This is a genomic window from Anaerolineales bacterium (assembly GCA_003105035.1).
In the GTDB taxonomy this organism is placed as follows: domain Bacteria; phylum Chloroflexota; class Anaerolineae; order Anaerolineales; family UBA4823; genus FEB-25.
Map to the genome: position 1 here is coordinate 22465 of PQAL01000026.1, position 21488 is coordinate 43952.

The following is a 21488-nucleotide window of genomic DNA, read 5'->3' on the forward strand; positions in this document are numbered from 1 at the left end:
TTTGTATCTCCTTTTTCACTGTGCTCAAATAGGTTCAACTACTGGTTTCCACTTCCAGGCAAACCAGATAATTAGCAACATACACGCCACTTCCACTGTTGCAAAAAACACATAATAAGGACCGTGTCCGCCAGTTACAACACCAAAAATATTTATTGCAGCAATAATGCTGGTTACCCAGCGGATTATTTTATAGTTCAATACCCAGGACAGGATAACCATCGCAATCGCAGTTTCCATTATTATTGCGCCTAGCACCAAACCTCCCGAAGGCAATGGAGCTCCGCCCATTACTTCGCGGATCGCGGATGTGGGATCCATTAAAGAAAGAATATCCGCATAAGCCATATTGAGTAATACAAATATCCATAACAATGAAAGTTTTATTTTTGGATCTAATCCGGTGGTAGATTTGATTGTCTTCATTTATTTCTCCTTGTTTTTTAAAGATATGGATGGGTTCCATTAATTTGGACTTGAATAAAATTGTGGTCGTCACCCGGTTACCGGGGGTTGAAATAGGCTGGAAATGTTTTCAAAGGCAAACTCCTTTCCAATGCGCTACTATCCATTTACGATTTGATGTCTGACCTATCAGCCTGGACTGTCTCGAGCGTTGTCGAGGGACCGTGTTCGAGAGGATTGACCGAAATTAACGGCAAACCTAAATCCCGCACTTTTTTCAGCAATCCATGCAACGCGGCTTGGTCAATTACCGGTCCAGTTAAAAGCGTATCGCCATTGTCCTCGAGTGTGATGGTCAGGCCTTCAAACCAGGCGGCCCACTTGCCATCAAGGTGTCCCTTGAGGCGAATTTCATAAATACCAGGCCCGTAATGATCTTTGGTTGATGCATGTGCCTTATACATTCTGCGCCTCTTGATTTTTTTATGTATGAATCTCCACTCATTGCATTCACTCTTATCTTCGCAAAATATATCAATCAATATGGGGAGATGTATTCCCCATGTGTGGGGATTTATGTAGGGATGTATATGGGGATATGTGGGAGAGGATGCCAGGGAATCAAAAGCCCTGCCAGGCCAGTATTAAAATGCTGGTTTATCTGGCAGGGCTGTGTGAAGCCTGATGGGATAATGCTTTAGCGTGGCTAAATCAAATGCAGCTCTTCGGCTCGTTTAACTGCTTCTTGGCGATTATTGACGTTGAGTTTACTGTAGATACTCTTGGTATGCGTGCGGACAGTGCTCACGGCTATCACGAGTTCACGGGCAATCTCCGGCCCGGAAAGTTCGCTTTTTAATAATCGGAGAACTTCAAGCTCGCGCCGGCTTATTGGCTCGATTAGGGGTTGCGAAGCGGGGGCCGTGGGAAGAGAAGATTTGCCCGCACTCATGAATTGCTCTTCTTCAAATGCTGACAGTAGCTTGTCTGTGTAGATTGGCATGATCTCACGCGCAGAAGCTTCACGAAGCAGTCGGAGCATGCTTGAGCCTTCGTCAAGGAACATACGGATGTAGCCCTCCGGCTCTGCCAACATCAGAGCCTGTTTCAGCGGCTCGAGAGCGGCAGGGATGTCACTCTGCGCGGAATAAGCCATCGCCTGCAGTACCATGATTTCAATTACGCTTCCCTTCCCACCGCGTTCTTCTGCGGCTTTCAACAGGCGCTCCAACAGTCCCAGTATCGCAGAAATGGTACAATCTTCACGGTCATTCAGGTAGCGGGTTAGGAGCATTCTTGCCAGGGTGATGTGATCGAATTCGTGTAGGTAGCTAAGATCGTCTTCGACAGACAGTCCCTGCTCGCGCGCCCAGTCCAAGGCTTCACCCAACCGACCTTGGGCCAGCCACACCCGTACCTTCCGCGTCGCAATGGGACGTACATTCGGAGCAAAGGCACCATCGTATAGGCGCTCTGCCTGGCTGAGCAGGACGACTGCGTCGTCTAGATCGCCTTGGGCTACACGTATACGCGCCATCATTGCGCACCAGCGATACCGGTTTGGCGGTAGCCCACCAAGCTCACCAAGTGCCTCGCTTGTGAGTAGGAGCTTCATGGCGGCCTTTAGATCGTTATACTCGTACTGAAGGTTGCTCATACCCACGTACATATCTGCCGCTCCCCGCTGTACTGGCATGCCTGGCTCAGTTGCCCACTGCAACGCCTGCTTATAGGTGTTCATGGCCTCGCGGAGTCGACCTTGCGCAATCTGGATATCCGCCAGGACTCTGGCAGCGCCGATGGAGGCAGAGATATACCCAGCCTGTCGCACATGGACCATGCCATCGGCAGTCATCCGGCGGGCAGTTTCGAGATCCCCGCTTGTCCATGCGGCAAGCCCAAGCTGCGAGGCTGCCCCACCCAACATCAGATGGGCATCCGCAGGTGCGAGATCGAGCACCCTTCGGGCATTTTTCACAGCCTCAAGCATATCGCCCCGGACCAAAGCGTGCGCAGCACGGAGAAGGGCGATCATACCCGGCAGACGTTGAAATTCCTCCTGGTCGACAACGACCATCCCCGCCGTGTCGGCTGCCGTGTCCATCCACCTTTCGGCGTCCCTCAATCGAGCCTCAACAGCCTCAAGCTCTCCGCCACCAAATAATGCATAAGCATAGTCAACGCAGAGCACCGGCCTGAAGTGGACCAGCTCGTCGGGTAGCGCCTTTAGCCAGCCAAGCTCCGTGACCGTGGCTCCCTGTCTATTCCTGCGCATTTCTGGCACTGCCAGTTCGACCAGGGTCGCCGCTCGCTCGAAATCCTTTGCCGCCAGCGCGTGGCGGATCGCATCGGCCGCCGAACCATTGTGCTCGTACCACTCGCTCGCCCGTTGGTGCAGGCTGAATACTTGATCCGGCTTCTCGTCTAGTAAACGCGCTTGCAATACTTCAGCAAAGAGGGGATGATAGCGGTACCACTGGCGCTGGTCGTCGAGTGGAATGATAAACAGGTTGCCACGCTCGAGTGTTTCCAACATTCCTTTGCCGTCTTCTCGACCTGTAACGGCATCACACAGAGAACCGCATAGCCGATCGAGAATGGCGGTTTTCAGTAAGAAGCTGTGAATACCTTCTGGCTGGGCCCGGAAGACCTCCTCAACCAAATAATCCAGCACAAACCGATGGCTGCCGGTGAAGGCCTGGATAAAACTGGCAATGTCTGACCGCCCCTGCATGGAGAGCGCTGCCAGTTGCAGGCCGGCGATCCAGCCTTCGGTGCGAGTTTCCAGGGCGGCGATATCTTCTGCCGAGAGATTCAGCCCCATTACCCGGTTGAGAAATTCAGCAGCCTCTTCGGGGGTAAAACGCAAGTCGGCGGCGCGCAGCTCGGTCAGTTGGCCCCGGGCGCGCAGCCGGGCCAGGGGCAGCTGGGGATCCTCACGGGTGGCGATGACCAGGTGCATCTGGGGCGGCAGGTGCTCGAGCAGAAAGGCGAGGGCATTGTCAACCGGTTTGGAATCAATGATGTGATAGTCGTCAAGAACGAAGATGAAGTTGTCTGGGATGGTGGCGATTTCATTGAGCAGGGCCGTCAGAATCGCTTCGGTGGATGGTGGCTGAGGGGATTGGAGCGCAGCCAACGCCCCTGCTCCAATATTTGCCGCAATCGTCTGCAAAGCCGCGACGAGGTAAGTCAGAAAGCGTGTGGGATCGTTATCCCCTTCGTCCAGTGATAGCCAGGCAACCGGTCGTGCGCAACCAGCAATCCATTCGCTTACTAGCGTGGTTTTTCCAAAACCGGCGGGAGCTGAGATGAGACTCAGCTTTTCATCTAATCCTAGATTAAGCCGTTGTATAAGGCGTGGGCGCGGGACAAGGTTTTTTCGGACAGGAGGAGTGAATAATTTTGTCGATAATAATTCAGGAGACATACCGCTCAATTATAGCAACGAACTAATCTACTTAATCAACAAGTCTCAGGCAATTGTCCAGTAAAATTCTTATTTGCTTATCATCGACAGGGGAATCTGATTGAAAATAAGGGTATTTATGCCATGCAATTGGGATTTTTATATATATTCCACCTGCTTAGAAACTATTCAGACTAAAAGAATATGTTACTAGAACCGTTCATTTTTATTACTATAGCAAGAGAAAAATACGGCTGTTCTGGATAACCAATTTTATGGAAATTACTCATACCATGAATCTGATGGGACGCAAACCCTCGCCCTCTACTATATCTAAAAAGATCAATGCATAAACGTGGGTAATCAAATCGACCTGGCGGTGCCGGCAGATTCGAACCCGCGCCTTCTTTAGCGCGATTACTCCGCCTAAGCTGTGTAGCATCCCTTTCAACCGACAGGCCTCGATCACTGTCATACTATTATTGATGTGCTGGAAAACCTGGAGGTTGTTATTCTTACGGGATGCTTTTGCAAAACCTTCAAGTGGGCATGGAATCAGTGCTGATTCTCAAAGCGAATCCTCACTCTGTTCCCAACTGCTAGGCTTACGAATTATTGGTTTTTCATAGACGAGTACATCAAATACTTGTCACTGTCCTCCTAGTCTATGTGGCATAGATGAAGACTATGCCTGATAATATTGATGCGGATTAATGCTGGGAAATTGAGTCACGAAACCCGGTCTCCGATTGTCGTGGAGACCGGTTATTTTTTTGATGAGATCAATAGATTGGCGCTTTTTGTCTTGGTCTCTCCGAATATTTATAATAAACTGGCAACATATGGCAATATTGGCAGTTCCATTTCCTAGATATTGGCGCCCCCAGGGCTATCTGACTTCAATCAATGGTATATACACATCTATAGTAAAATTATTCACATTCGTGCAATCAGGTACAAAGTAAATAAAATATTCTGCCCAGCCGAAATTGGGTGGACCAATCTTAGAGGAAATTTGTTTTCCATACACATTCCATTACTGCAAAAATTTCTTTCCTTGCTCCACGTCACCCTCACCACCACCCACTGTATGGCAGCTCCGGCATCTATCCAATCAGAGTCAGAACCCGCATCGACCATCCCTGCCGGCACAGATGCTGAGGCTGCGAACCTGAACACTCCCCAGCTGACCCACGCGGGTGAAGGTAATATTGGGGATGTCCTGGAAATGCCGGTTCCCCTTCATACCACCAATCTAGCCTTCCTGGGCAGCTCACAAAACTGCTGGCAAGGTATCTACGGAGGATAAGCCTATGCGATTGATCCAGCGTAGCTTTTTGACTATCGTCTTATTCATCACCCTTTTTCTCTCTGGTTCACCCCAAACCTCCCAGGCGCAGTCGACAGTTTTAAGCCCGGGAATATATGCAGGTAGGTTTCAATTTACTTCTAAAGATCTCCTGGATGATTGGGCGCAGGAAGATGACGTCGAGGTAAAAACTGAATACCATAGTTCAGTACAAATCAAGGGAAAACTCTCTTTCCAAATTGATACCGATGGGCAAACGATATCCAATGTCAGCATCCAATTAAGTCCAACTGTAGCTGACTATCATCACACATTATTCATCAACAAAATGGCTTGCGACGTTGTAATCGACTTGTATGCTAAGGCTTCAGGTACGCTAAAGCCTGTCACCTCCGGATCTGCAGGAAATATCATAATGGCAGATATTAATCTCTCCAATGTCTCGCCAGTCTTGTTTAATATCGCTGGAATTTCAAAAGATTGCAAAACCCTTGGTAATGAGAACTCTGCTGAAGAAGGTATGAACAAACATATCAGCTCGCTCAATCAACGCAAATCCATGCAATTTGTGATCACTCGAGCATCCGAGATGGCAATCAGTGGATTTATCCAAATCCCTGGATTGAATTATTTGCAACAGACCCCGCATGGCAGAATTCAACTATCAGGAACAGGTTACTTTAATGTGAAAAAAATCGGTCCTCCGATAGATCCATCCGAAGGAACTTCTACTTATCCTTTAGGCGAGTGGAGGGGAAAATGAAAGCGTTGAAGCCCAGCTGCGCGCTTATCGCCTGCCTGCTCGTAATCATCCTCAGCTCTTGTAGTAGTGCTCCTGAAACACCCGTCATAATGCCATCTGAATCCAGTGCCCTTCCTCAGGCGTCTCAGCCATCCGCCTCTCAAGCCCAAGAGTCACCCGCAACCTCTTCACCCGTCGCTACCACCACGCAGGACGCCCCACAGCCAGCAGCGAGCGAGATCCCCGACCCGTTGAACCGGCTGTTGGACCTGCGCGGAATCAGCTTCAGCCTGAGCGGAGCGCGCCCCGATGGCAGCACCCAATCCATCCGCGGAGAAATTGACGCAACAGGAAACATGCATCTCACCTATACCCAAACACCGGTCACAGTAGAAAGAGATCCTGCAGCAGGTACGGTTGTGCTGGAAGAAATCACCTACGAGGTTTACGTCATCAGTGGCAAAGCCTACATGCCCTCCACTGGTGATCCCAGCTGGGCGAATGTCCCAGCCGAGGAGGACTATCTTCCTACATTATCAAACCAGCTGCATGATTTGGAAGGCTTCAGCTTGTGGCTTGACCTTCTGCCCAAAGGTAGCCTCACCAGCGCGGGTAGTGAGCAGTCAGGCGGGTTTTCGGTGGATAAATATACTGTGAACGGCCTCATCGGTGACCAGGTTATCACTGGCGCTCTGTCGTATGACCAGGCTTCCCATGCGCTGGTGAAATCCGAGCTGCGCGTGCCGGCTGTGCTGGACAGTGACCCTGAGGCACCCGAGGCAGGTGAGATTGTCATCACTCTGTCAGCCAGTAAAGCCGATATCCCGCCAATCACCATCCCTTCTGATGGCCAGGCAGCCCCCCTGTCTACCGCCCTCACTGGTGCGCTGACTACCCCCACAGGTCAGGCACCCCTTTCCGATGAGCCGGTGGTAATTAACACGTTTACTATCTCCGATATGCCCTACCACCCGGGTGGAGCAGGTGGGGTTGTCTTAGCCCTGCCCGGGCAGCTGTGGACTGCCGACATGTTCTCAGGCCTGCAGCTGCTTGATCCGCAAACCGGTGCAGTAGTGCAGGCAGTCCCGCTGGAAGCAAGGCTTTATCATGACCTGAAAATGATCGATCAACGATTGTGGGTTTTGGCAACCAGGGGTGAAGACGAAAACCATGCCGATGTTCTTTACTTACTTGACCTGCCCAGCGGTGAGGTTGTAGAAACCATCCCGATTACAAATCTAGGTTCTTATGGATTTGAGCCTGCCCAGCTTGGCGTCTCTCCCGGTAAGGTGTGGGTGAATTCTGGCATCGTGGATACCGGGACGCTTGAATTTACTGCCTTACCAGATGGGCTACCCAGCGGCGCACGTTTTGCGTATGATGGCGCAAGCTGGATGTGGATCACCGGCAGCTGGTGCTATGCCTGTGAACATGACCTGTGGATTATGGATGCGGTGAACCCTCCGGCGCATAAAGACGGTCATAACTCTGGCGTCCTGGGCACCGGCACATTGGGTTCGCCTCTCGCTTTGGCTGGCGGTCGCATGTGGGTGCTCACCATATATTATGTTGGCAACAATCCGACCTATTACCTGGATGCATATGATCTGGCTAAAACCGATCGGCCAGCACTCCATATTGATGTAACCGATGAAATTGGCGATGCAAACCGGGAAAGACTACTGGTCACCGATGATCACATGCTCTGGATGGAAGTCAAAGGCAAGCTGTATTATTACGATAACCTTACCGGTGAAAAGAAAGGCGAGCTAACCCTGCCGGGTGAATATGTGGAAAGCATGAGCTTCGATGGAACCAGCCTGTGGGTATTAAGCTCCGACACCGGGCTGCACCAGGTCTACCTCCCCTGGCAGGATTGACCGGCTGAGAGCTCAGCTGCAGGCTGTTGATGAGTAACGTAAAAAGGCCGGATTGCCAATAACCCGTTTTCATGACTGCCGGCACATAACCGCGACGATCATGCTCAGCCATTGAATTGCTCTGATCATCGTGGCTGGGATGTTGGGTCATTCACTATCAATTTTAATGACTACTTATGCTCACTATATTCCAGGAACTCAGGATGAAGCAGCTCGTCTGATGGATGAAATTCTCACCCCAATCCCGATCGATATAAAATCTCTACAAACATAACGAAATTAATTAACCAATTCCAATCAGAACAGCCTTCCCATGTAAATGCTCGTAAAGTCAACGGCTAGCTCAATTCATTTGCTCTGCTCTAACAACCAGGTATACAAATTCTGATTTTCGAAGACAGTCAGGTAGATTTCATAGCTTGCATCGGGGTAGATGGTGAATTGGATAGTTTTGCTACCACAGGCTTTAAGGGCATCAACGAGCATCTGTTCAGCGTTGAGGGGAACTTCTGTTTCGTCTTCACCGTGAAAAGCCCATATAGGCATGTCTTTAAGGTCGCAAATATTTTCAGGAACTGCGAAAGGATAGCCCATATATCCACTAACAGGCGCGAGGGCAGCGAACACCTCTGGATGGGCAAGACCAAGCTCCCAAGTGCCATTGGCACCTTCAAGTATCCCGGAGAGGTAGATCTGCTTGGGATTTATATTGAAATCAGCCTGTAATTCTGCAAGAAGAGTGAGTAGTGCATCCATTACTTCAGGTTGTGACCAGTGTTGGTATTCTCCTGTATGTAGAGGTGAGGCGACGATGAAAGGAAATTCAAGCTGGTTATCCAATCGGGCAGCAATCGGTTTGATGCGCATCCAGTCCAGTTTGGTAACGTTAGGAAATGCATGCAGGAATAGGATCAGGGGCCAGGTTTGTTGTGGGTCCTTACCATACTCCCCGGGAAGGTAAAGCAGCAGCTCGAAATTGGTGGTTTCAGAGGTATAGGGGTGCTGACCTAGGCGGTCAACCGCTGTGGACAGTGGCTGAATGGGATCTTCCTCCGCAGGTTTGAATGCAACAAGGAAAGTATATTCAGTGGTTTCGCCACTGACCGTGAGGACATCATGGATGGTAAGGGTTACCGGCTCAGTGCTGGTGAGGACAACATTAGGAGCGCGCATATATAACTGCGTCCGGTCATGGACGAAATCGATGGTTCCAAAAGCGGCAATATCGACGGGTCGCCCTTCGATACTGAAGGTTTCGGTATAAGTTTCCCAAGTTTCATCGAGTTCTTCAGAGGTAGGGGCAGCAATAGACCCGATGACGTTGTAAGGATTACCTAATGTGACAGTACATAAGTCAATGCCATCCTTCTTTGTCCAGGGGAGGTCAAACAAGAAGGTGCTGTCCTCATTACCAGTGGTAACGAGTACACCATTGATGGAATCTCCAGGTTGGATCATGTCAATAGAGGTTGGTGTAGCTACTACATCTGGCACTTGAGTTGACTTGGCACAACCTGCCTGGATGGCAATCAAGAAAAGGACATACAACATCAACCGAAAAGGTTTACGAATCACAATCCCTCCTTGTGATTTGGGAATCCCCCAAATCATTCATCTAATAATACTATAGCACTTTTATGGGTCGATTACAACAGGTTGGGAAAACTAATATTTATTATGCCGATAGTTATTTGTTCACGAAATCGGTTATCAGGCTAATCTGGAGACCAATCTGTATCACGGACAATTTCTGGAGGTTATTAATGGCGCTAAAATGGCGCTAAAATATTTCTTAACATGTCCAATTATGTCTAAATATGAAGGACTATCGAGCGAACACCCCCATATATAGGCGCCCCCGGCGGGATTCGAACCGTCAATTTGCTTTATGAACCAGGGCTTGCCCTGGCTGCCTTCAGGCGGCACAACCGTCTGATCCGAAGTTCTAGAAACGACGTTCTTTAGCTTATATCTGGTATTCTATAGTCCACAGAATCCAATTTTAGGCGCTATATTTCTCCAACATGTCTTCTGAATCCACTGCGTAACACCCCATCTGCATCGCATCTGCATCGTTTTTGATAATTGCGAAGAACAATTATTACTAATTATCGAAGAGGGAAGGCAGCCTGTAGACCTGTCCAAAGGGGGAATAACACTTGAACCACTGTCAAGCGATCAGGTATTATTTGGCTATCGATTATATCCACTCCATCTTTGAGGGGCTAAATTTTTACAAAACTGCAACGAAATTAATGATGATCTAGTCCCGTAAATCCACAATTTCCATACTCTGTCGGGATATTACACCCAAACTGCCCACAGTACGAAGCAAGGAGAGGCGACCCGCATATGAGATTTAATTTATAAAAAAATGTGTAATTTACTTTTGGGAAACCTGGCAGGGCTCGAACGCTCAACCAATGGCTTAAAAAGGCGATGCCGAAAAAACTCATCTCCCAACCAATGTCCTGCTCTTTTTGCCCAGTCCATCGGACACAAAGCAAGGACGAATATTGGATTGGTTATTAGTTTCCAGTCAATACTTCTATATATTGCGAAGGCGTCCCGTGGATTTTCTTCACCTGCATGAAGATAACAATGGATAAAACTAGATAAAATTTTGTATTGCCGGGAAAGGACGTAGTAGAAGCACTTAAAATATTTATATCATTTTACGTTTCCAAAATACCCGTTGCCTTCCGAGAGAATTATGTAACCTACAAAACATCTTGCACCGCTTTATAAAGCAAGAATATGCAAATTACGACTGCGATCAGTGGGGACATAAATTGCCTGGTAACTTACTAATATAATGCCGCTTTGTTGAGATCAACATAATCAATAAAGCCACGCTTCACCTGCGAGTGAGAAAACCATTTATATACTTCTTTTCCGCATCCGCGTTTGACAAAAAGATTCCTTTTACCTATAATTAAAACAACCTAAAAGGCACAGCGGAAATCATCTCGGTAGGAAATTTCTCCTTTTCATATTTCGTTCCCTTGCCTTTTTCTTATAAACCGATCACTCTTCGATAACATCTTCACCTTAACGGTTTCAATTCAGTACATTTCCAGGCGATGCACGGCTGAGGTCCCTCCACCACAGCGCTCCTCGTGGGTGGATTAAAGTACCATACACCATGACTGCCTCTTATTCCTACACTCCCTATATCTGGCCGATGCTGGCTTCAGCATTGTTCTTTGCATTGCTGGGAATCTATAGCTACCGCCATAGGGCCGTTCCTTGCGCATTGTCCTTTACGGCTATGATGATCTTTCCGACCTTCTGGTCAATTGGGGCTGCCTTGATGCTGTCAGCCAATGATCTACCGACCCAGATCTTTTGGTTTAAATTCCTGAATTTATTCAAGATCCCGACCGCGACGGCTGAATTATGCTTTGTGCTTCAATATTGTGGGCTTGGCCGCTTTTTAACCCGCCGCAACCTGATCCTACTATCGATCCCTATTCTCCTTTCCACCATATTTATCTTAACCGATAACACATTTCACCTGATCTGGACTGATCTGCAATACAACGGCCGGATCGATCCGGTCCATACCAATGTGACCAACCTGCTCTTTGTTTATTTTTTCTGCTTGTTCTTGGTAGAAATCTTCGTCCTGGTGCGTTTTTTTATTAGATCACCCCAACAGCGCTGGCCTGTCGGCCTCATCCTTTTGGTCTTCATCATCTCACACGCCGTTTTTATCACCGATTACTTTCATGTCAATCCTTTTCAGCCGATGGATCCGGTGATCCTGTTCTGGAATGCTGGCGCAGCCATATACGCCCTGGCGATCTTCGTGTTCCGCATATTCGATCCCATTCCACTCGCGCGGGCAGTGGCGGTCAGGCAGATGCAGGATGGTATGCTCGTGGTCGATAGCGAGCATATCATTGTGTACTCCAATCCTGCGGCCGAAAAGATCTTAAGTGGTCATTCGATGCATTTAAAAGGGAAGGATTTCACCACTGTTGTGGATATTTTCCAAAAGGCGCGCGATCACCCAGGTGACCCGACTGCTGTCACCACCGAGATCAGCCTTGGAGACGAGCCAGATATCCGCGAGGTATCGCTCCGGATATCCTCCATCATGGATGATAACAACCAGGCACTTGGCTCCCTGGTGCTCCTCCACGACGTCACGGATGAGAAGCTTTCCCAGGCCCAGCTCATCGAACAGCAGCAGGTATTGGCTACCCTGCGTGAGCGTGAGCGGCTGGCCGGCGAGCTCCACGATAACGCCGGGCAACTGCTTGGCTACGTCAACCTGCAAGCCCAGGCGATTCGCAAGCTGGTCCACGATGGAGAAAATGAAAAAGCTGAAGCCCAGCTATCCCGCCTGGCAAGTGCTGCCCAGGAAGCCCACACCGACCTGCGTGAGTCGATCTCGAACCTGAAGGTGGGCTCGCTGGAAGCCTGGTCGTTCCTTGGGACTCTCCAGCAGCATCTTGCCAGTTACCAAAATATATATGCGATCAATACCGAGCTGGTCATCCCCGGTGGCCTGGATATCAATGCCTTAAAGCCAGGCACCAGCGTTCAGCTTTATCGGGTGATCCAGGAAGCCCTGACCAATGCCCGTAAGCATGGGCAAGCGCATCTAATCCGCATCACTTTTGAGCATCAGGACAACAGGATACGGATTGTCATCACCGATGATGGTGTGGGGTTCGACCATACTCAGGTAAAATCAGATACTGCGAAACATTACGGGATGGAATTTATGACTGCGCGTATACAGCAGATCGGCGGAAGCATGCAGATCGCTTCCCAACCCGGTTCAGGCACACAGGTCGTGCTTGACGCGCCCTATGAGTAAAGCGAGGTAAAGATGAAAGTACTACTTGCGGATGACCACCGCCTGCTCCTGGAAGGCTTACAGAATCTGCTGACGGCGCATGGGATCGAGGTAGTGGGCCTGGCTTATGATGGCAATGAAGCGGTCAGCTTGGCGCGCCAGCTAAAGCCCGACGTGGTCCTGATGGACATCCGCATGCCGCTCTGTGATGGTCTGTGTGCCACGAAACAGATCTGCGCCGAGATGCCTGAGATTAAGATCATTATCCTGACCACCTCAACCGAGGAGCAGGATCTGTTCGAGGCAATAAAAAGTGGCGCATGCGGTTACCTGTTAAAGAACATGGATGCTGATGAGCTGGTAGAATGCCTTAACCAGGCGCAGCAGGGTTTGCCACCCTTCTCGCCCGGCTTGGCGAATAAGATTCTCAGCGAATTTACCCGCCTCGGGGCGGATAAGATCGCCGCAGAAGACGCGCTTAAGGCACAATCCGAAGTTGACCTGACGCCCCGGCAGCGCCAGGTCCTATCCCTGCTGGCCCAGGGATACTCCTACAAGGAAGCTGGCCAAAAATTGGGATTGAGCCCACGCACGATCAAATATCACATGTCTGAGATCATTGAGCGCCTGCACCTGGAAAACCGGTCGCAGGTGTTGGCTGCTGCCGGGCGGCTGGGCCTCAATGGAACGGGCCCCGACCGCGAAAACCAACCCCTGTAGAATAATAGGACATTCACCCACTGTCTTAAAGGACAGTCTTATTCTATTGAAGGCTGTCCTTTTATTGTCCCGCCAGACATTGTGAACGGTGCTGCTCTTTGATATTGTTAAGCTTGGCCACGCATGGATAAAAACAGAAGAGTATTTCTATACGGGAAATCAATCCTGCTAAGTACCATGGGGGAAAGCCTTAAACGTTTCCAGAATCTGGAGGTCATCCAGCTCTCCCCGCCTCTACCAGATGTCCAGGAGCTTGGAAAATTAGCTCCCGATGTGATCATTTTCGATGTCCAGGCTTCCCACCCCGATCCGGGGTTCACCTTATTAAGAACGCTACCTGACCTGGTCTTGATCAGTGTCGATTCGGGTAGCGATCGCGTCAGCCTGTGGTCAGGGCAGCAGCTACGAATATTCTCGATGGAGGAGCTTGTGCAGCTGATCAGTGGCTCCCCATCAGACTCAATATTAGGATATATAACCAAGGAGTAAAGACCATGCGAAAAACGATCGTTTTCATGATCATCCTGCCTCTCTTGCTGATTGCGTGTAAACCCACTGCCACAACCCAGCCAGTCAGTGAATGGCAGACTTTCACAAACGCCGAGGCTGGCTATACCCTCCAAGCTCCAACGGCCTGGGTCCAGGCTGCCCTGCCCGACCAGGGTAATGGATCCATTCACGGGATGGCTTATACGGGCTCAGAAGGCGGTGTGGAGGTGTACTGGGGTGCGGCTTTCGGGGGGGCTTGCACCACCGGTACTGAAATGGTGAAGCTGGCAGCCGGGGAGGTGAGCGCCTGCCATGCCACCAAGAGCGATGGGACCGAGGAATGGAGCCAGATCGCTTACCAGAACAGCGGTATCGATTACTCACTACGGGCCTACACCAGCAACAAGCAGTCGACCAGCCATGACCTGATCCTCCAGGTACTGTCGACGGTAAATTTCATTCCCACTGAGGCCTCCCAGCAGATCAGCGAGTGGCAAACCTTCGCCAACACCGATGTGGGCTATAGCCTTAAAGCACCCACCAGTTGGACGGAGCAAGCCCTGCCTGACCAGAACGATGGGGCATTGCACGGGATGGCATACATCGGTTCGGAAGGCGGTGTGGAGATCTATTGGGGCACCGGTTTTGGCGGCGCCTGCCCAACAGGGACTGAATCGATCCAGCTTGCTATCGGAACGGTCCCTGCCTGCCACACAACAAAGGCTGATGGCACCGAGGAATGGGCCCAGATTGATTACCAGGTGCCTGAAGGGAACGATTTCTCAGTCCGAGCATATACCAGCAACAACCTGACCTCCAGTCACGACCTGGTGCTGCAGGTGCTATCCACCATGATGTTCACCACCCCCCAGGCCTCCCAGCTCGGGGCAGGGACCGCCAATCCGGCTTCGCAATACTGTATCGACCAGGGCGGCACTCTGGAAATCGAGGACCGTGGTGACCTGGGCCAGATCGGGGTGTGCTACTTTGAGGATAACTACCAATGTGAAGAATGGGCCCTGATGCGGGGAGATTGCCCGGTGGGCGGGGTCAAGGTCACCGGCTATGCCACCGAAGCCGCCCGCTACTGTGCCATCACGGGTGGTACCTATGCCATCACAGGCAATTCCGGGGCTGCCGATGAGCAGGGTACCTGCACCTTCAAGGACGGCTCGCAGTGTGATGCCTGGGATTATTACAATGGGGTCTGCTCACCTTCGGGTACGACGACCCCTGCATCGGGTTTGGCCATCCAGCCTTTATCAATGGAGGTGTGTAACGGGATGGCCCAGGCCATGTCGCATACCCTCAATGACATGATCCCCACGCAATCTGAAGAACCTCTTAGTGATTCGGTCAATAACGCAACTGGCACAGGCTGCCAGTCGACCATCACCGGGACGGGCGTGGATTTCGAAAGCCCTTCAGCTGTGGTTTCTGAGCTGGAGTCCATGCTTACCGATGAGGGCTACATGATGGACCCATTGCTCGGGGCGGATGGGCCGACAGGCCATTACATGGGGTATCGCAAGGATAACCAGCTCTGTTATGCAGGTGCAATGTGGACTCACGATCCCAAGGTGAACTGTCCGACCGATCAGCCCATCACTGTTTGCCCACTGACCCCCGAACAGAAGCTCTATACGGTCACTCTTAATTGCGGTGAAGAGGTCGAGGCATCTGCTTCATCTTCTGGTACCGCCTTAGGGGGTGGAGGGAGCCAGATGGTGTTCGATTCAAACCGAGGTGGCGATTACCGCGACCTGTACTTAATGAGTACCGAAGGCATGGACCTCAGTCGCCTCACACGTGGGGATTCCAACAATTTCGCCGGTCCATGGTCACCCGATGGGAAGCAGATCATTTTCACTTCCTTCGGATTGACCAACAGTTTCATCGCCGCCATCAATGCGGATGGCTCTAACCAGGTGACCCTGGATGCGGTCGATGGTTCCGATGAAGCCTTCCCAGCCTGGTCACCCGATGGGAAGCTGATCGCCTTCACCTCCCGGCGGGATGGGAACAATGAGATCTATACCATGAATGCCGATGGCTCAAGCGCCGTACGACTCACCAACAGCCCGACGGATGATTTTTCACCCAGCTGGTCTCCGGATGGTAAACAAATAGTTTTCGTGTCTGATCGCGATCAGAAACTCGGCATCTATGACCTATATCTCATGAATGCCGATGGCAGTGGCGTGACGCACTTGACCAACGATACGTTCATCGACTACTCGCCAGCTTGGTCACCGGATGGAAAGCAAATCGTCTTCCGCTCTATCCGCGATGGACAGTCAGATATCTTCGTCATCAACATCGATGGCAATGGACTGACCAACCTCACCAATAACGCGGCTGAGGATTGGGCACCCACCTGGTCACCCGATGGAAAATATATTGCCTTCCAAACCAACCGGGACGGCAACTGGGAGATCTATATCATGGCCGCCGACGGCTCAGGTCCCGTGAACTTAACCAACGACCCAGGTGATGACCAGCTGCCCTACTGGCAGCCGTAAGATCGCTTATGCAAGAAAGAAGAACGAGCTTCGCTTCCCACTCCTTCACTCCCGAGGTCTGTGGGTTTACCGGAAAGATCAACTGGATCCAACCTGACCTGGATATTGATGTTCATAATCACCTGATCAGCCCTGAAGAACGTTTACACCTGGCTATGTCAAGACAATAAAGGAGGAGAAAAAATGAGCGTGAAAGAAAATATCCAGCGGGAGATCCTTCCCATCCCCGACATCCCATACGTCGGGTTAACCACATACGATTCCAAAGATCCAGACACGAAGTACCCGCCGATCGTGCCACTCCGCCCTCCAGCAGGAGCACCGAATATATTAATCATTCTGCTGGATGATTTGGGTTTTGGTGCGCCCAGTGTCTTTGGCGGACCATGCTACACGCCAACGGCCGAGCATTTGGCAGCCAATGGGTTGAAGTACACCCGCTTTCACACCTGTGCCTTGTGTGCGCCCTCCCGTCAGGCATTGCTCACCGGTCGCAACCACCACACAGTCGGGATGGGTTGCCTTCCCGAGCTGGCAACTTCTGCCCCGGGCTACAATTCGATTCGCCCCAACACCTGTGCTCCCCTGGCTGAGACGCTCAAGCTCAATGGCTACGCCACAGCACAGTTTGGCAAGTGCCATGAAGTGCCGGTTTGGCAAACCAGCCCGATGGGACCTTACACGGGCTGGCCCACCGGTAGTGGGTTCGAGTATTTCTACGGTTTCATCGGCGGGGAGACCAACCAGTATTACCCTGCGTTATATGAAGGCACCAGGCCGATCGAGCCAGAAAAAACACCCGAAGAAGGCTACCATTTCACTGAGGACATGACCGATAAGGCCATCAGCTGGGTGCGCCAGCAGAAGGCGCTAATGCCCGACAAACCCTTCTTCATGTACTTTGCACCAGGAGCGACCCACGCCCCTCACCACGTACCAAAAGAATGGTCGGATAAATATAAAGGCAAATTCGATCAAGGCTGGGATAATTTGCGCGAAGAGACCTTCGCCCGCCAGAAGCAGCTGGGCGTGATCCCCCCCGAGGCGGAGCTGACCAAACGTCACGCCGGTATCCCTGCCTGGGATGAGATCCCCGCTCCATTGCGACCGATACTGGCGCGCCAGATGGAAGTGTACGCGGGCTTTCTGGAGCACACCGATTATCACATCGGGCGGCTGATCGATGCGTTGGAAGATCTGGAGGTCTTCGACGACACATTGATCTACTACATCACCGGTGATAATGGTGCCAGCGCGGAAGGCAATCTGCAAGGTGCTCTCAATGAAATGATCGCCATGAATACGACCGAAGCCACCATGGGCCTTTTACAGTCATTTTCGTCGCCCCAGTACATTACGGAACACATCGATGAATTTGGCTCACCCAAGGCATTTAATATTTACGCGGTGGGTTGGGCGCATGCCATGGATACGCCATACCAATGGACCAAGCAGGTGGCCAGCCATTGGGGCGGCACCCGTAATGGCACGGTCGTCCACTGGCCAAATGGAATAAAGGCGAAAGCTGAGATCCGAAACCAGTTCCATCATATGATCGATGTAGCGCCTACCATCCTGGAAGCTGCAGGATTACCTCAACCTGTATTTGTTAATGGTGTCCAGCAGAAGCCTTACGAAGGGGTTAGTATGCTCTACTCCTTCGACGAACCCCAGGCAGCTGAGCGTCACGAGACCCAGTATTTTGAAATGTTTGTCAACCGCGGTATCTATCACTCGGGCTGGACAGCCGTCACCAGGCACAGCACCCCATGGCCTACTCCGGGTGGCTTCATTTTACCGGCGTACGATGATGACCAGTGGGAATTATACAGCCCAGAAGATTGGACGCAGGCTCACGATCTGTCCAAGGAGATGCCGGAAAAGCTGCACCAGTTACAGCGTTTGTTTCTGATCGAAGCAGCCAAGTACAATGTCCTACCGCTGGATGATCGCCGCGTGGAGCGCTTTAACGCCGAGCTGGTCGGCCGGCCGACGTTAATCCGTGGCAAGACACAGCTGCTATTCAGCGGCATGGGGCGTCTCGGTGAAAACGTGGCGCTCAATACCAAGAATAAATCTTATGCCGTGACAGCCGCAGTCGTGCTCCCCGAAGGAAACGTCAATGGGGTGATCGTCACCATGGGCGGGGGTAGTGGTGGCTGGTCGGTCTATGTAAAAGACGGGCGGCTGAAGTACTGCTACAACTGGCTAGGCTTACAACACTACTATGCCGAAGCCAGCTCATTATTACCAGCAGGGAAACACCAGGTTCGCATGGAGTTCGCCTATGATGGCGGTGGGCTGGGCAAGGGCGGTGGAGTCACGCTCTACCTGGACGGTAACCCGATCGGAAGTGGGCGAGTGGAGTATACCCAGCCGATGATTTTCAGTATCGATGAAACCCTGGATATTGGCTGCGATTATGGAACGATGGTAGCTGAAGACTACTCCAGCAGCACCAGCAAGTTCAACGGCAAGATCGAATGGGTGCAGCTCGACCAGGGCCTGGATGACCACGATCATCTGATCAGTCCGGAGGAGCGCCTACGCCTGGCCATGAGCAGACAATGATCAATAATAGAGGTGTTGTGCACTATAGTACATACCATAAGATCCCATAAATCCGATGAACGATCGAGAATCGAAAAAGGAGTAAAGAAAATGAGCGTTTAGGACCAAATCCATCGGGAGATCCTTCCCATCCACGACCCCCAGCATGTCAGGTTGACTATTCATGGTGCCAAGGGTCAAAATGCGAAGTTTTCACCGACCAAGTTAGCTCAGGATAGCTTGATTGATAAACCTGTTAGCCAACATTGATAATAAAAAGGAATACTGCTATGCCAACACACACCCAACCTGAACAAGCTCGACTAGCCGCCAATCCAGAGGACTACGAGCGTTTCAAAATTGTAAAGCACCAGATCCAACCATGGGAAGACGGCCTCCGTCTCGATACCGCAGCACCGAATATTGAGTGGTGGTACTTCGATTCGATTCTTGATGACGGCGCTAAACTGGCGATAATCTTCTGCACCAAGGATGCCTCCCGGCCCCACCAGCCCCTTGAGCCGCTTATCGAGATCGACCTTGACCTACCGGACGGGCGAAAGTTTATGAAGTTCGGCAGGTTCAAAGCAGCCGAGTTCGACGCATCCAAGGATAGCTGCAACGTCCGCATAGGGAAGCATCGCTTCACCGGTGACCTGCACAAGTACACGATCACGGGCGCGGCTGAGGATCTCTCAGCGGAGGTTGAGCTTGAAGGAACGAGCGAGCCTTGGCGCCCTGAGACAGGCCACATGGTTTTCGGGCAAGAAGGTCAAACGATCTTCGCCTGGACGCCTTTCGTGCCCATGGGAAATGTGAAGGCCACCTACCGGATCGGCTCGGAGGTCCACGAAGCAATGGGTACTGGCTACCATGATCACAACTGGATGAACAAGGAGATGGCGCATCTGGTTGACCACTGGTACTGGGGGCGTGGGCAGGTTGGTCCCTACTCATTTGTCACCGCCTACATCACATCCGCCAAGCACTATGGTTATGTGCCCTTTCCCATTTATATGCTCGCCCGCGACGGCAAGGTGATCGCGGACGATGGCACGAAGCTGGTATTCTCGAGAAGTGGAAACCAGGTCGACGAACACACCGGCAAGACAATTCCGGATGCGATCTGCTTTGATTATCGCGATACCGACGCACGCTACGTACTGACCTACTCACGCCAGAAGACCCTTGTGAGTCAGAAATTCCTGGATTTGACCACAGGCGTGCAAAAGCTCGTAGCCGAGCTCGTAAGGTACCCTGGGGGATACCTGCGCTTCTCAGGACCGGTGAGCCTGGATTGCTATCAGGGTGGTGAGCTAGTCGAGCACGCTGAAGCTACAGGCTCTTTTGAAGAGTGTTACCACGCATCCGAGATCCACGGCGACCAGTAGTACGGTTAGCCAGATGCCTAACTCAACTTATTTGGAAGAAATGAGGATTGATGATCATGAAAACACAGGATAAGATCCAACGGGAGATCCTACCCATCCCCGACCCCCAACACGTCGGGGTGACCACTTTCGATGCCAAAGACCCGGATACATATTATCCGCCCATCACGCCCCTGCGCCCACCTAAGGGTGCACCCAATGTGCTGATCGTGTTGATCGATGATGTGGGCTTTGGCGCCTCATCCGCCTTTGGTGGCCCCTGCTACACCCCCAATGCCGAACGCCTGGCTGCCGGTGGGCTAAAGTACAACCGCTTTCACACCACTGCCCTGTGCTCACCCACCCGCCAGGCATTGCTCACCGGGCGCAACCACCACACGGTGGGTATGGGTGGCATCACTGAGATGGCCACCTCAGCCCCGGGAAACTGCTCAATTCGTCCCAAGAGCTGTGCCCCGCTGGCGGAGACGCTCAAGCTGAATGGCTACGCTACTGCCCAGTTCGGTAAGTGCCATGAAGTCTCTGCCTGGGAAACCAGTCCCGCAGGTCCATATAGCGCCTGGCCAATTGGCAGCGGATTCGAGTATTTTTACGGTTTCATCTGCGCTGAGACCAACCAATACTTCCCCTCGCTTTATGAAGGCACCACGCCCGTCGAGCTGAAAAAGACCCCTGAAGAAGGCTATCACCTCACTGAAGACCTGGCTGACCATGCCATCAGCTGGGTCCGCAGGCAGAAGGCGTTGATGCCCGATAAGCCCGTGTTTATGTATTTCGCCCCTGGCGCAACCCACGCCCCACACCATGTGCCGAGCGAATGGTCGGCCAAGTATAAAGGCAAGTTCGACCAGGGCTGGGACAAGCTACGTGAAGAGACATTCGCCCGGCAGAAGCAGCTGGGGGTCATCCCACCTGACTGTGAATTGACTAAGCGCCATCCGGAGATCCCTGCCTGGGATGAGATGCCGGATGAGCTGAAACCGATCCTGGCCCGCCAGATGGAGATCTATGCTGGCTTCCTGGAACATACCGATCACCAGGTCGGTCGGCTGATCGATGCCTTGGCAGACCTGGAAATCCTCGACGATACCCTGGTCTACTACATCATCGGTGATAATGGCGCTTCTGCTGAAGGCACATTACAAGGCACATTTAACGAGATGGTGCCCCTCAACGGGTTCGGCCAGCTGGAAACCCTTGATTTCATGCAGGCCAATATTGATAAGTTCGGGACGCCCGCTGCCTACAACCATTATGCTGT

Annotated in this window: 14 protein-coding genes; 10 read left to right on the plus strand and 4 right to left on the minus strand. The window is 51.5% G+C overall.

The annotated features are described in order from the left end of the window. Positions 1–24 precede the first annotated feature (24 nt). The 3 genes from C3F13_11140 to C3F13_11150 all read right to left on the minus strand — a co-directional run bounded on the left by C3F13_11140 (position 25) and on the right by C3F13_11150 (position 3835). Entirely contained in the window at positions 25–426 is a 402-nt protein-coding gene (locus tag C3F13_11140; GenBank protein PWB52688.1) for a hypothetical protein, read from the minus strand. A 146-nt stretch (positions 427–572) separates the two neighbouring features. Then, positions 573–869: a hypothetical protein gene (locus tag C3F13_11145; GenBank protein PWB52689.1), complete on the minus strand. Its 297-nt coding sequence runs from the start codon at positions 867–869 to the stop codon at positions 573–575. A gap of 242 nt (positions 870–1111) precedes the next feature. After that, positions 1112–3835, minus strand: coding sequence for a helix-turn-helix transcriptional regulator (locus C3F13_11150; GenBank protein PWB52690.1), 2724 nt, complete (start codon positions 3833–3835; stop codon positions 1112–1114). 994 nt (positions 3836–4829) lie between these two features. On the opposite strand from C3F13_11150, the gene C3F13_11155 reads away from it, so the two are divergent. The 3 genes from C3F13_11155 to C3F13_11165 are packed head-to-tail and all read left to right on the plus strand — an operon-like array spanning position 4830 to position 7745. Beyond that, on the plus strand, positions 4830–5123 hold the full coding sequence (locus C3F13_11155) for a hypothetical protein (protein PWB52691.1): 294 nt from the start codon (positions 4830–4832) through the stop codon (positions 5121–5123). Positions 5124–5127: 4 nt separating this feature from the next. Continuing rightward, complete coding sequence (locus C3F13_11160; GenBank protein PWB52692.1) at positions 5128–5886, plus strand: hypothetical protein; 759 nt, start codon at positions 5128–5130, stop codon at positions 5884–5886. Beyond that, a complete protein-coding gene (locus C3F13_11165) occupies positions 5883–7745 on the plus strand; it encodes a hypothetical protein (GenBank protein PWB52693.1) in 1863 nt (620 codons plus the stop codon). The genes C3F13_11160 and C3F13_11165 overlap by 4 nt, the downstream gene beginning before the upstream one ends. A 348-nt stretch (positions 7746–8093) precedes the next feature. On the opposite strand, the gene C3F13_11170 is transcribed toward C3F13_11165, so the two are convergent. Further along, positions 8094–9296, minus strand: a complete 1203-nt coding sequence (locus tag C3F13_11170; protein ID PWB52694.1) for a hypothetical protein — start codon at positions 9294–9296, stop codon at positions 8094–8096. A 1594-nt stretch (positions 9297–10890) separates the two neighbouring features. Here C3F13_11170 and C3F13_11175 point away from each other — a divergent pair. From C3F13_11175 to C3F13_11205, 7 genes are all read left to right on the plus strand, one after another. Beyond that, the gene (locus C3F13_11175; GenBank protein PWB52695.1) at positions 10891–12576 is read left to right on the plus strand and encodes a hypothetical protein; all 1686 of its coding nucleotides are present in this window, start codon (positions 10891–10893) and stop codon (positions 12574–12576) included. A 12-nt stretch (positions 12577–12588) separates the two neighbouring features. Next, a complete protein-coding gene (locus C3F13_11180; protein PWB52696.1) occupies positions 12589–13275 on the plus strand; it encodes a DNA-binding response regulator in 687 nt (228 codons plus the stop codon). Positions 13276–13452: 177 nt separating this feature from the next. Continuing rightward, complete coding sequence (locus tag C3F13_11185; GenBank protein ID PWB52697.1) at positions 13453–13764, plus strand: hypothetical protein; 312 nt, start codon at positions 13453–13455, stop codon at positions 13762–13764. Between the two features lie 5 nt (positions 13765–13769). Then, positions 13770–16286 (plus strand): hypothetical protein, encoded by a 2517-nt coding sequence (locus C3F13_11190; GenBank protein PWB52698.1) that lies wholly within the window; start codon positions 13770–13772, stop codon positions 16284–16286. 183 nt (positions 16287–16469) lie between these two features. Further along, positions 16470–18857, plus strand: coding sequence for an arylsulfatase (locus C3F13_11195; protein ID PWB52699.1), 2388 nt, complete (start codon positions 16470–16472; stop codon positions 18855–18857). A gap of 269 nt (positions 18858–19126) precedes the next feature. Then, entirely contained in the window at positions 19127–20227 is a 1101-nt protein-coding gene (locus tag C3F13_11200; protein ID PWB52700.1) for a hydroxyneurosporene dehydrogenase, read from the plus strand. Positions 20228–20277: 50 nt separating this feature from the next. Continuing rightward, a partial coding sequence (locus C3F13_11205) for an arylsulfatase (protein PWB52701.1) occupies positions 20278–21488 on the plus strand: 1211 nt, incomplete at its 3' end.